The organism is Paenibacillus sp. GCM10027630 (genome assembly GCF_042676305.1).
Classification (GTDB): domain Bacteria; phylum Bacillota; class Bacilli; order Paenibacillales; family NBRC-103111; genus Paenibacillus_S.
In genome coordinates this window covers 54,417-67,013 of sequence record NZ_JBHTGY010000003.1, presented here as the reverse complement: position 1 = coordinate 67,013, position 12,597 = coordinate 54,417, and the positions used below count along the sequence as shown (strand labels likewise).

Below are 12,597 nucleotides of genomic sequence, written 5' to 3'. Positions count from 1 at the left end.
ATCCAGGTTTAAATGTTATGAAACCATCATATATCATTTGGAGGGGTTACTATGAGTTCAATGAAACGATTTTTGAAAGCATGCACCTTCACCACTTTATCGCTGGCTGTTGTAGCGGGCTGCAATCCGACATCAAGTCCATCTTCAGCGCCCGCACCTAACACTACGGATCCAACTTCAGAAACCAAAACTCCTGCAAGCACAGAGAAGGTGACGATCCGCTTTACCGACTGGGCTAACAACGAAGAAGCCAAATCAACTCGCATCAGCCTGAACGAATTTGAGAAGGCGAATCCCAATATTAAAGTAGACTATCAGAACGTAGCATTAAGTGAATTCGGCGCTAAGCTAAGCGCTATGGCTGCCTCGAATACACTGCCGGATATAAGCACAATGCTGGAGGCTCAAGCACTTAAATACGCAGAATCCGGTATTCTGATGGATCTGTCATCCTTTTATAAGGATGGTTCCATTACTCCAAAGCTGGAGAGTAACAAATTTGTTTCGCCGGATGGCAAGCTGCTTGGCTACAGTGTGGCTAATGAAATTATTTTGCTGCATTACAATAAAACGATGTTCGATGAGGCGCAGCTCCCTTACCCGCCGGCTGAGACGGAGAAAGCTTGGACATGGGACCAGATGCTGGATGTCGCCAGAAAATTGACGAAGGATAAAAACGGCAAGCATCCGAATGAAGCCGGGTTTGATGTCAAAAACATCGTTCAATATGGAATAAATGTCAGTCATGGTCAAGACTTTTTCTGGACACCTTTTGCAATCAGCAACGGCGGAGGCGAAGTCAGTCAAGACGGCAAACAGCTGCTCTTGGATAAGCCAGAGACGATTGAGGCGATTCAGAAAATTGCCGATCTGTCGAATGTAGAGCATGTTTCCCCAACGGCTGCACAATCTTCAGGGCTTCCCGGAGATGTAGGTCAATTGCTGTTATCTAAAAAGGTGGCGATGGTGACATCGGGACAATGGGAACTCGTAAATATTAATCCTCAGCTAAGCAAGGGCTTGAAAAATGGCATTGGCGTTCTGCCAATCTTCAAAAAGCCTGCGACAACCAATACAGGAACCCCTATCGTCATTTATAAAAGCACCAAGTACGTCAAAGAAACCGTAGAGCTTTACAAGTGGCTAATGAATACGGAGAAAAATTTGGCTAATATCGATAGCGGCGTATGGATGCCGGCTGAAGCGAGCTGGTATACGGATGCGGACAAAATCAAGAGATGGACGCAATCACCTGTTCATCCACCTGAATATAAAACAGCCGTTATCGATTACGCTCTTAAAGCGACGTATCCAACGCCATGGTTCTTCCTGCCGACCTATAGCAGAATCGGGGATATACTCAATCCGGGACTCGATCCTGTCTGGCTAGGAACGAAAACAGCGAAGGATGCCATTACCGAAATGATGCCCAAAATCAAGCCGATCTTTGAAAGCGGTAAAGCCAATTAATAAGCATTGTTTTGGTAGGCATTAGCCTGGAATTCGTTCGTGTATGGAGGCCGATCCTTGCAGGTGAGGGTGGCCTCTGTACACTTTAGTAATGGGTATATGAAGGAGGCAACAACCGATATGTCTACAATAAAGTCAGCCAGTTATCGAAGCCATAAGAGACAGCAGGTGTTAGTCGGTTACATTTGCGTATTACCGGCCATTTTAGGGGTGTTAATTTTTACAATAGGACCTTTGCTGTACAGCTTGTATATAAGTTTTACTGACTGGACGATATTAAAGCCTATGCAATGGATCGGATTGGCCAATTATCAGGCCATTTTTACCGAGGACTTGTTTTTTTACGATTCGCTTAAAGCAACGGCTTTGTATTCCATCGGCTGTGTGTTTGCTTCAATTGTTTTTTGCTTGCTTGTTGCACTGTTCTTGAATCAGGATATAACAGGTAGAGCTTTCTTCCGCGCTGTCTTTTATTTACCCTCCATTATTCCGGTGCTGGCTACAAGTATTATTTGGCTGTGGCTGTACAATCCGGATTTCGGCATTATTAATCATCTATTGAGCTTTGTTGGTATTGAGAAGCAGATGTGGGTTAACAGTCCGGATACATCAGTATTATCTATGGTCATTATTGCGGTGTGGGGATCGGGTAATGTTATTGTAATCTTCCTGGCCGGCTTGCAGGATGTCCCCAAGCATTTACTTGAGGCAGTGGAAATCGATGGTGGGGGTTGGTGGCATAAGCTTACGTCTGTGACGATTCCACTCATGACGCCCATTATTTTTTATAATGTAATCCTTGGGTTTGTCAATTCGATCACAGCGTTCACTCAAGCTTACTCGATGACTCAAGGTGGTCCCGAAAATTCTACTTTGTTTTATGCCTTCTACATTTACCGTGAAGCATTCCAGCGGCAAAGTATGGGGTATGCCAGCGCATTGGCATGGGTTCTCTTCATCATTGTATCGTTTTTTACTTATTTGCTGTTTAAATCCTCTTCAGGCTGGGTTCATTACGAGGGAGGGAAGAAATAATGACTTATCGTTTGAGAGGCCGAATTGTCACTTATTTTTTCTTGACACTCTTGGCCATTATTGTGTTTTTTCCTATGTATTGGATCGTTCGATCCTCCTTTCTGAGCTTGGTAGAAATTTTGGAATTTCCTCCGATCTGGATTCCTCATACATTTGGTCTGGAAAATTACACGGAGGTTATGGAAAGAATTAATTTTGCCCAATACTTTATAAATACACTGATGATCATCGTACCCGTTATGATTGGCGTTGCCTTAACAAGCAGCTTGACCGCATATGGGTTTGCCAGGCTGGAATTTCCGCTTAAGGATTTCTGGTTTACGCTTATCATTATGACCATTCTGCTGCCGAGCATCGTAACTCTAGTTCCTACTTACATCGGTTGGTCCAAATTGCAGCTAACGAATTCGTATTGGCCTTTAATTATTCCTGCTTTTTTTGGGGGAGGCGCTTTTAATATTTTTCTGCTCAGACAATTTTTAATGACGATTCCCAAAGAACTGGACGAGTCAGCTGTTATTGATGGAGCGGGCTATTTCGCCATTTATTTAAAAATTATTATTCCTCTCATTAAACCGGCTATCGTTGTGGTTCTGCTTTTTACATTTGTTGGGGTGTGGAATGACTTTCTTGGGCAGTTGGTTTATCTGAATGATAGCAATAAATATACAGTTTCATTAGGCTTATCCACGCTTCGTGGAGCTAATAACACACCTATGAATTTATTGATGGCCGGGACTACGATCATGGTAATGCCTGCTGTAGTAGTCTTTCTTATCGGGCAGCGCTACTTTATTGAAGGGATTGCTACGACTGGAATAAAAGGGTAAGCTGAGTATAAAAAGAGAAAGATCGCGCAAGATCCAGCCGATTACCGGATCTTGCGCGATCTTTCTTTTTCTGATGACCAATGGTTAATTATCTTCGTAGATCTGTGTGTACATTCTGAATAAATCTCCTTATCACTGTGTATACCAAGACCGGTTAACGAATTAAATGTAATGAAATATAACACATACGTGAAATAAAATTTCATAAAATCATTTACAAAATGAAATAAAGTATTATAATAAGGAGCGTAAATGTCTTAAAGCAGTACTCTCTTTGGAAAAGGAAGTGATATCCATGTTGAAGGGCGGCTTAATTAGTTTGAAAGCGGCTATTTCCAGCCTGAAGCCGACAGAACAGAAGGCAGCGAAATACATATTAGAGAATCCAGAGGAAGTAGTTAATAGTTCGGTACAAAGAGTAGCGGTATTGGCTGGTGTTAGCGAGGCTACCTTAATTCGTCTCTGCCGCTCACTCAACTTTAAAGGGTTTCAAGAGTTGAAGCTGCGTATTGCCGCCGATATGTCCAAAAATACGGATGAGTTGGATTCGTATCAAGAGATCCAGATCGATGGACCTATATCTGAATTAATTGCTTCAATCTCACACAATAACATGAGGTCGATACAGGATACTTTGACAGTTCTTTCTAATGAAAGTCTGGAGAAGGCTATAGATGTCATGAGCAAGGCGAAGAAAATCGTTATCTTCGGCGTTGGAGCTTCTGCGGTAATTGCTATGGATTTGAAGCAGAAGCTTACGAGGATCAATTATTGGTGCGAAACAGGTCTTGGTTTGGATGAGCAGGCAACACTTGCAGTTAATATGGACGAGCGCGATGTTGCTTTTGGCATCTCCTATTCCGGGCAGACGAAAGATGTGATTCATTCTCTTGAGCTTGCTAGGGAAAACGGAGCCGTCACCTTGTCACTCACGCGTTTTGGCAGCAATCCGGTTGCAAGCGCCGCTGAAATTAATCTATTCACGAGCTCACTGGAGAACAGCATTCGAAGCGGAGCTATGGCATCGAGAATTGCTCAACTGAATGTCATTGATATTTTGTACGTAGGTATTGCCCGAAAAGACCATGAGCGTCACGTGCAATCCTTGGAAAAAACCCGCAAGGCAGTCAGCAAAAATACTTAACTTTTTGGAATCACCTATTGGTTTCATATAAATAATTATTATCTGGAGGGGTCAAGAATGAAGAAAAGCAAATTATTATTTGGTACTACCCTTTTACTAATGACGAGTATATTAGCAACCGCGTGCGGAGGAAGCGCAACAACTCCGTCACAATCCGGAAAGAAGCCGGCAGGCGAAGCTTCGGTTAAACCAGGCGGCGATCCGGTTAAACTGACGATGTACAGCTGGAGACCTGAGGACAAAGCCGGGTACGAGGCGTTAATCGGCGAATTCCAGAAGCAGAACCCTGATATTAAAGTGGAATTCAAGCCATTTAAATCAACGGAGTACAACACCATTCTAAACAACACGCTTGTATCGGGCTCTGGGGTAGATATCCTTCAACTCCGTCCCTATGATGTTGCGACAACTTTGGCGGACGGGAAGTATTTAACAGCTCTGGACAAGGTCAAAGGTGTCGATCAAATTCCTGATTCTTATTTGGCTGCGGCAAAGGGCAGTGATAATAAGGTGTACGGCATACCGTTCATGCTCAACAATGCGGTTATCTTCTATAATAAGAAGATGTTTGAAGAGCAGGGTTTGAAAACACCTGAAACGTTCGAGGAATTTTTGGCAGTATGTGAAAAATTAAAAAGCAAAAATATAGTACCGATCGCCCAATCCGGTAAAGCGGCTTACTTGCTCTCCATGACTCATTCTGTAATTGGGGAAAGCGCGTATGGCGGTAATGCCTTTGTGGATTCACTGCTGAAAGGCAAAAGCAATTTCAAGGATCCAGGCTTTGTCGAGTCAATTAGCCGGATGAAGAAGCTTGAGCCTTACTTCCCTAAAGATTTTATCGCGATAGATGATAAGGATGCTCAGACTTTGTTTTATAACGGTCAAGCTGCCATGTATATTAATGGAAGCCATCGTTTAGAAACCTTCGAGGCGAATAAATTGGATTTCCCTGTTGACTTTTTCACTGGATTTGTTGCGAAAAAAGGGGATCAGCCTAATATCGTTACTTGGGTCGACGGTTCATATGCTGTAGCCAAAGATTCCAAGTATCAAGAGCAATCCTTGAAGTTCATGGAGTTTATCGCATCCAAAACATTCGGACAAATGTTCAGTGAAAAGCTGACTCGTGTAAGTCCTATTACTGGAGTAGAGCCGACCCATCCTTTGTTGAAAAAGATGGCATCTATCAGCAGTAAAAATTCAACTCCTTATTTGATCCTGACCAACTTCAATCTGGGAACTCCACCAACCAAGGTTACATTTGAGGATTCGCTGCAAGGTATGTATCTTGGCAGGCTGACTCCCGAGCAGGTAGCGGAAGCTGTGCAAACCTCAAGCGGTAAATGGTTTAAAGCTCAGCCGTAACAGGTTCAGGCAAGCGCTGGGTTGTTCTCCAGCGCTTCCGATCTGATCTGTAACTCGAAGCTAAGGATTAATCTGGAAATAACCGGAATGAATTTCACCGAGGCTAGACCCGTGTAAGGAACCTTATTTACGAAGGAGGCGAACTGGCTTGAATGAAAGGCCGCAGTTAGCAGTGACAGGTGTTGAAAGGAAACGAAAACGTAATTACACCAAGCATCTTGTACATTTATTCCTGCTTCCGTCGCTTCTTTTTTACGTCGGATTTATGGTTTACCCTATCGCTTCAGCACTTTTGAACAGTATGTTTGCCTGGACAGGATTAAAACGCGGAGATTTCATATGGTTTAACAATTTTATCCGCTTGTTTACCGAGTCGCCCCACGCAGAAACATTTTATAATGCATTCGGGCATAATATTATTTTCTTCCTGGTTACTGTACCGGCTAAGTTGATGGTAGCTTATATGCTGGCTTTGATTATTAACAGTAAGTTAAAAGGTAAAGAGTTTTTCAAAACGGTCTTTTTTCTTCCCAAGCTGTTATCGGTTATTGTGGTAGGTTTCTTGTTCAGCTTGATTCTGAACCCTTCCTACGGTGCTTTGAATACGTTTTTGAAGGCAATTGGGCTGGCGGAGCTGGCCAAGCCATGGCTGGGAGATCCGAAGACGGCATTTCTTACGGTTATTATGGTAGACAGCTGGTATGGCTTCGGATTTGCCGTACTTATCTTTCTAGTCGGACTTCAATCCATTTCCACTGAAATTTATGAAGCAGCGAGAATAGACAGAGCAGCCGGATTGACGCTGCTATTCAAAATTACGATTCCTCTTTCGATGCCGTCTATAATGATCATGACGATTCTAACCTTCATTTCATCCTTTGAATCGTTTGAGATGATATATGCCATGCAGGGTACATCTGGTGGGCCGTATTATTCAACGGATGTGTTAGCGCTTTATTTTTATCGTTTGATGTTTGGCACTGTAGGCGGAGGAGATTCCATCGGACTCGGTTCCGCGCTTGCTGTAGTTTTGCTTGCCCTTATTTCTGCCGCAACCGCCATATCCATGTTCTTCTTCAAGAAGAAAGCGGTCGACTACTAGAGCTGGAACTGGTTTTATTAACTCGCACAATTAGACGAATCAACAGGATTCCGTAAGTAATGGAGGATGTGTATGGAACACCGGCTACAACAATTATCCAAATATGCCGTTATGACCCTTTTCTCATTCATATCATTGTACCCTATATTTTTAATGATTATGTCTTCCTTTAAAACGAAGAAAGAGATTACTACTTCGCCGCTCGGCCTTCCTCACAGTTTTTCTTTTGTCAATTTTATTGAAGTTTGGAATAAGGTACATTTTGATGAATATTTCGTTAACAGTGTGTTTGTCAGTGGCGTATCGGTCATTATTATTTTGATTATTTCCTCGATGGCCGCGTTTTATCTTGCCAGATATACGTTCCGATGGAACGGAGCCGTCTTATTCTTCTTCATGCTTGGTTTGATGCTTCCGATGAAGCTGGCTATTTCGCCCTTGTATATGCAGCTGATGAAGTTGAATTTACTTGACTCACTGATAGGATTGATCATTGTTTATATAGCTGGCCATATATCGTTTGCGGTCTTTCTATTCTTCGGCTTCTTCGGGACGCTGCCCAAGGATCTGGATCAAAGCGCTCGAATTGATGGATGCAATGATTTTCAGGTGTATTACAAAATAGTGCTTCCGCTTATGCGTCCTGCTATGGCTACCGTAGCGATTACGGACTTGATTCATGTATGGAATGACTTCTTCTATCCATTGGTTTTTATTAAATCGACAGAGAAGGGGACTATTCCCCTTGGGATGTTGAATTTGTTCGGTGAGTATGACACGGAATGGAATTTATTGTTCAGTGGTCTTACCTTATCATCCTTGCCAATGATTATTGCGTTTCTGATTGCATCACGACAATTTATTGAAGGATTAACAGCAGGGGCGGTGAAATCATGAAGCGGTGGATTACATTTGATTTGGATGGAACGCTTATGCAGAATCCGTTTGGTTCCTGGATTTTTCCAGAGATTGAAGGCATCCTGTCTGGGGAGTTGAACGCTCCTTATGAAGCCAAGAAACAGCTGCTAGCCAGGCACGAAAGCTTGCTCCTGAGTGGAAACATTGTAGCGGCCTACGACTGGGATGCAATTGTTAAAGGGCTGTCACGAGAGCTGGGCTTGAACAGAGAGTTTAATATCGAAGAGCTGGTGCTTAAGCATTCGGTTCGACCCAAAATATATTTGCTTGACGATACGGTTCTTCCAGCTTTAAAGCGGTTAAAAGAAGAAGGGTATTCAGTTGCTGCTGTAACGAACGGGTATTATAAATATCAATACCCGGTTATGAAAGCGCTCGGGCTAACCGAATGGCTGGATGAGATTGTTACTCCGGAGCGAGTCGGCTTTGCTAAGCCGGATGTACGTATGGTAGACGGCTTGCTGCAGGGCGGAGAAATTGTTGCGCATGTAGGAGACCGTCTGGATCACGATGTTACCATAGCTAATAGAATAGGGGTACCAGCGGTACTGATCAATCGTCGTATGCAAGAGGAGCTGCTTGCTTTGACTCCAAAGGAACGGACACAAAGTGAAGGCTTACTTGTTTTGCTGGAAAAGCTGGCCGTTCAGGAAAATCCGGAATTGGAGGGAGCACCTTTACCGGAAAGCTACATTCCCGATTATGTGATTAGCGACCTTAGTGAATTGTTCAATTGTCTGGATTCGGAGGCTTCCGGGCGTACGAGCGCAGAAGGGAAGGATTCGATATGACAGGAAAGAGCAGTAGACGTTTCCTTGCCATTGACGGCGGTGGAACAAAGACAGCTCTCTTGGTTGGAGATGAAGAAGGACATGTGCTTTCCCTTAGCTATGGAGGCTCCAGCAATTTAAAGTCGAGGCCATGGGACGAAGTGAAAAATGAGCTCTCCGTGTTGATTCGCCGAGGCTTGGAGGTGTCCGGTTCTTTACGGGAGCAGGTGGTAGGCATCGTTCTTGGTTTAGCAGGAAGCGACAGACCCGAAGACAGGGCTCGCATTGTAGAGCACCTGGCAGCAGAACTGCCCCAGCAAGCTGTGATCACTGTGTATAATGACGCTATCACAGCGCTTGCTGCGGGAACGTTTGGCGAGAGAGGGATGGTGCTGATCTCAGGCACAGGATCTATCTGCTGCGGCTTCGACCCGGCAACGGATGAATATATCCGTGTGGGCGGCTGGGGATATGTGTTTGGAGATGAGGGGAGCGGCTTCGACCTTGGTAAAAGAGGGCTGCAAGCCGTAATGAAAGCCTTTGACGGAAGAACGGCCCCTACTTTGTTGACGGACAAGATATTGGCAAGACTCTCGCTTGCCAGCCCGGATAAACTCATTACGGCTATTTATGAAGCAGATAATATGAGAGCGAAGGTAGCTTCTTTGTCGCCGGCAGTATTTGAAGCGGCCAAGGAGGGAGACGCCGCAGCAGAGTTCATTGTGTCTGAAGCGGTTCGTGAGCTGGCAGCACTTGCAGCTGCTACTCATTGCAAGCTGAAGCATGGAACTGATAAAACTCCGCTTATTTTGAGTGGAGGCGTATTTCAGGAGCCGTATTTCCTGGAGGCATTCACTGAATGGCCTCAGATACGTGCATTATCGCTTGACATCCGTTGTTTGAACGTCCCTCCTGTAATCGGGAGCTATTACTTTGCTGTTAAACAGGCAGGATTGCTTATTACGCCTGAGATGATAAATACCATTCAACAACAATGCAATGACAAAGGGGAAAAGCACGATGATACAGCTCACAAAGCAAATGACAACGGAACAAACCAATGAGCGTTCCCGACAATTAGATCAACTGAGCGTTCGTGAAATTGTTGAAATAATGAATGAAGAGGACCAGTCAGTGGCTCATTCCGTAAGCAGGGCGCTGCCTCAAATAGGTTCGGCCATTGAAGCAATTGTCCCTATTATGGAGCAAGGTGGCAGATTATTCTACTTTGGGGCAGGTACTAGCGGAAGATTGGGAATTCTGGATGCATCTGAATGTCCTCCTACCTTCGGGGTGAGCCCAGAGCTTGTCATTGGCATTATTGCCGGTGGCGAGAAAGCTATGACTCAAGCTATTGAGAACGCAGAGGATAATGCCGAAGCCGGTAAATTGGAGGCTTCCGCTCAAGTAACCTCTCGTGATGCCGTGATCGGTATTGCCGCGAGCGGACGGACGCCATATGTGATTGGTGCGCTTCAGGAAGCGGCCCGCATAGGCGCTCTGACGGTGAGTCTAAGCTGCAACGCAAATGCCCCGATGAGCGCTGCGGCTCAATATCCGATAGAGGTCCCTGTCGGGCCTGAAATTATTACAGGATCGACACGGCTTAAGGCTGGAACAGCGACAAAAATGGTCTTAAATATGATCACCACGGGAGCGATGATCCAGCTTGGCAAGGTATATGGAAATTTAATGGTGAATGTTCAAGCGACGAATGCCAAGCTGAAGGATCGTGTAGTCCGGATTGTGCAGGATGCGACGCATAGCGATGAGGAGATTGCTAGAGCCTTTGTGAACTCCGCCAAAGGGGATGCTCGGGTGGCCATCCTTATGCTGAAGTTTAACATTAGCCAGCAAGAAGCGGATCAGGCGCTGCAGGAAACTGGCGGACATTTCGGTAAAACAATCGAATTGCTGAAACAACAGTAAAAATGAAAAGCGTTTATATCTGACGGTAAAGACCGCAGGTATAAACGCTTTTTTTGGTTTTAAACATCAATTCCAAGAGTACGCAGGTAAAAATAGTGCACACATTAGTAAAAATCGGGTGCGGGTGTAGATTCCGAGAACACGTTATAGTAATACTAATAAATCTATCGTTGAGGTGACTAAAAGTATGGCCAAAGTGGAAGCGGCGTCCAGGCCTGCCGCATTACGAAAAAAATATTGGAACACAGCTAGAAAAGAAGCATTGGCAGGATGGCTTTTTACAGCCCCGGAATTGATCGGACTACTTCTGCTGGGGTTGTTCCCGATTTTATTTTCTCTTTATTTAAGCTTTTGCGATTGGAATTTGGTAGGTGGGCTATCGACTATTAATTTCGTAGGATTGGATAATTTTAAAATGCTGCTGGAGGACGAGAAGTTTTTCATGGCTTTGAAAAACAACTTCACGTATACGATTTTTGTTGTGCCGGTAGGGTTATTTCTTGCATTGGTGTTGTCCGTGCTTGTCCATTCCCGTGTATACGGTCAAAGCTTTTTTAAAGTCGCCTTCTTTATTCCTTATATTTCCTCCATTATAGCCCTTGGGACAGTGTGGAGCGCGTTGTATCATCCGTCATCAGGACCGGTCAACAGATTTCTGATTAGCCTCGGGATTTCGGAACCTCCAAAGTGGCTTGCAGATACTCACTATTCATTGGTAGCCATCATTATTATTGCGATTTGGGCAGCAATTGGGTACCAAATGATTATTTTTATCGCCGGCTTGACTAACATTCCCGATGAGCTTTACGAGGCGGCCAGTATTGATGGAGCCAATTCCCTGCAGCAATTTTTCCGTATTACGCTGCCGCTTCTGGCGCCTACATTATCGTTTTTATTTATTACGACCCTTATGTCGTCGTTCAAAGTGTTCGATTTGATCTCCTTTTTAACGGGAGGCGGTCCGAATGATTCATCTACAGTCCTTGTGTATCGGATTTATGAAGAAGGCTTCCGTAATTTCCGAATGGGGTATGCATCAGCTATATCATGGGTATTATTCCTGATTGTAGGGATCGTGACTTTATTGACATGGAAATTGCAAAATAGCAAGAAGTGATTTTAATCAGGAGGTGACATAGTTGCTCACTACAAAATTCGATGTTTCTAAATGGCTGACAACGATTGTGCTCGCTATTTTTTCAATATTATTTTTAATTCCATTGCTGTGGATGGTTTCAGCAGCCATGAAATATGAGGCAGATGTTCTAACTTACCCTATTCAATGGATCCCTGAGCGATGGAATGCTATCGCTAATTTCAAGCAAGTGTGGTTCAGTAAAGTTTCGTTCTCTCTGTTTTATTGGAATTCGCTGAAGCTAGCTGTTATTATGACCGTATTCACATTAATTTTTTCATCCATGGCGGCCTTCGCATTTACGAAGCTGCAGTACAAGGGAAGAGACTATGTGTTCGGGCTGTTGTTAGCGTTAATGATCATTCCATCTGAATCAACACTTGTTCCAAGGTACCTGTTATTGAAATGGCTTCATCTCTATAATACTCATGAGGGTTTGATCCTGATGGGCATGTTTTCCATGTATTTTACATTCCTTCTGCGCCAATTTATGGCAGGTATCCATGGTGAGTATATTGAAGCAGCGAAGATCGACGGAGCAGGGTATTGGCGAATTTATGCTGGCATCATGGTACCTCTGTGCAAGCCGATTTTGGCTACCGTTGGCATTATCAAATTCATCTGGTCTTGGAATGATTATCAAGGACCGCTTATTTTCCTCATCCAGCAGAAATTATTTCCTATTCCGCTCGGCATTCAGATGTTCAAAAACGATTACGCCGACAATTACGCGGTTCTTATGATGGCATCACTAGCGGCGATTGTTCCATTGCTAGTTGTTTTCATTATTTTGCAGAAGCAGGTTATTAAGGGAATTACGCTGGGCGGTGTGAAGGGCTAGATGCGATCGAGGTCGATAAAATGCACAAACGCCACAAAATATTGCACATCATTTG

At 44.1% G+C, this 12,597-nt stretch carries 12 protein-coding genes; all 12 read left to right on the top strand.

What is annotated here, in order from left to right:
* The first annotated feature begins 51 nt into the window (after positions 1-51).
* The gene (locus ACFQ0C_RS02745) at positions 52-1,470 is read left to right on the top strand and encodes an ABC transporter substrate-binding protein (protein WP_379363746.1); all 1,419 of its coding nucleotides are present in this window, start codon (positions 52-54) and stop codon (positions 1,468-1,470) included.
* Between the two features lie 120 nt (positions 1,471-1,590).
* Entirely contained in the window at positions 1,591-2,505 is a 915-nt protein-coding gene (locus ACFQ0C_RS02740) for a carbohydrate ABC transporter permease (protein ID WP_379363744.1), read from the top strand.
* Positions 2,505-3,335, top strand: a complete 831-nt coding sequence (locus ACFQ0C_RS02735) for a carbohydrate ABC transporter permease (protein ID WP_379363742.1) — start codon at positions 2,505-2,507, stop codon at positions 3,333-3,335. Before ACFQ0C_RS02740 ends, ACFQ0C_RS02735 begins: the two co-directional genes overlap by 1 nt.
* Before the next feature lie 295 nt (positions 3,336-3,630).
* Positions 3,631-4,479, top strand: coding sequence for a MurR/RpiR family transcriptional regulator (locus tag ACFQ0C_RS02730; protein ID WP_379363740.1), 849 nt, complete (start codon positions 3,631-3,633; stop codon positions 4,477-4,479).
* A 57-nt stretch (positions 4,480-4,536) separates the two neighbouring features.
* Entirely contained in the window at positions 4,537-5,847 is a 1,311-nt protein-coding gene (locus tag ACFQ0C_RS02725) for an ABC transporter substrate-binding protein (protein ID WP_379363738.1), read from the top strand.
* Between the two features lie 148 nt (positions 5,848-5,995).
* Positions 5,996-6,949, top strand: coding sequence for a carbohydrate ABC transporter permease (locus ACFQ0C_RS02720; RefSeq protein WP_379363736.1), 954 nt, complete (start codon positions 5,996-5,998; stop codon positions 6,947-6,949).
* Between the two features lie 72 nt (positions 6,950-7,021).
* Positions 7,022-7,846 (top strand): carbohydrate ABC transporter permease, encoded by an 825-nt coding sequence (locus ACFQ0C_RS02715; protein WP_258214509.1) that lies wholly within the window; start codon positions 7,022-7,024, stop codon positions 7,844-7,846.
* Positions 7,843-8,658 carry an HAD family hydrolase gene (locus tag ACFQ0C_RS02710; RefSeq protein WP_379363734.1) on the top strand — a complete coding sequence of 272 codons (816 nt, stop codon included), beginning with the start codon at positions 7,843-7,845 and terminating at the stop codon, positions 8,656-8,658. The genes ACFQ0C_RS02715 and ACFQ0C_RS02710 overlap by 4 nt, the downstream gene beginning before the upstream one ends.
* Positions 8,655-9,701, top strand: coding sequence for an N-acetylglucosamine kinase (locus tag ACFQ0C_RS02705; protein ID WP_379363732.1), 1,047 nt, complete (start codon positions 8,655-8,657; stop codon positions 9,699-9,701). The genes ACFQ0C_RS02710 and ACFQ0C_RS02705 overlap by 4 nt, the downstream gene beginning before the upstream one ends.
* Positions 9,658-10,566, top strand: coding sequence for an N-acetylmuramic acid 6-phosphate etherase (gene murQ / locus ACFQ0C_RS02700; protein WP_379363730.1), 909 nt, complete (start codon positions 9,658-9,660; stop codon positions 10,564-10,566). The genes ACFQ0C_RS02705 and murQ overlap by 44 nt, the downstream gene beginning before the upstream one ends.
* A 187-nt stretch (positions 10,567-10,753) precedes the next feature.
* Positions 10,754-11,683 carry a carbohydrate ABC transporter permease gene (locus ACFQ0C_RS02695; protein ID WP_379363728.1) on the top strand — a complete coding sequence of 310 codons (930 nt, stop codon included), beginning with the start codon at positions 10,754-10,756 and terminating at the stop codon, positions 11,681-11,683.
* Positions 11,684-11,705: 22 nt separating this feature from the next.
* Entirely contained in the window at positions 11,706-12,542 is an 837-nt protein-coding gene (locus ACFQ0C_RS02690; protein WP_379363726.1) for a carbohydrate ABC transporter permease, read from the top strand.
* Positions 12,543-12,597: the final 55 nt, after the last annotated feature.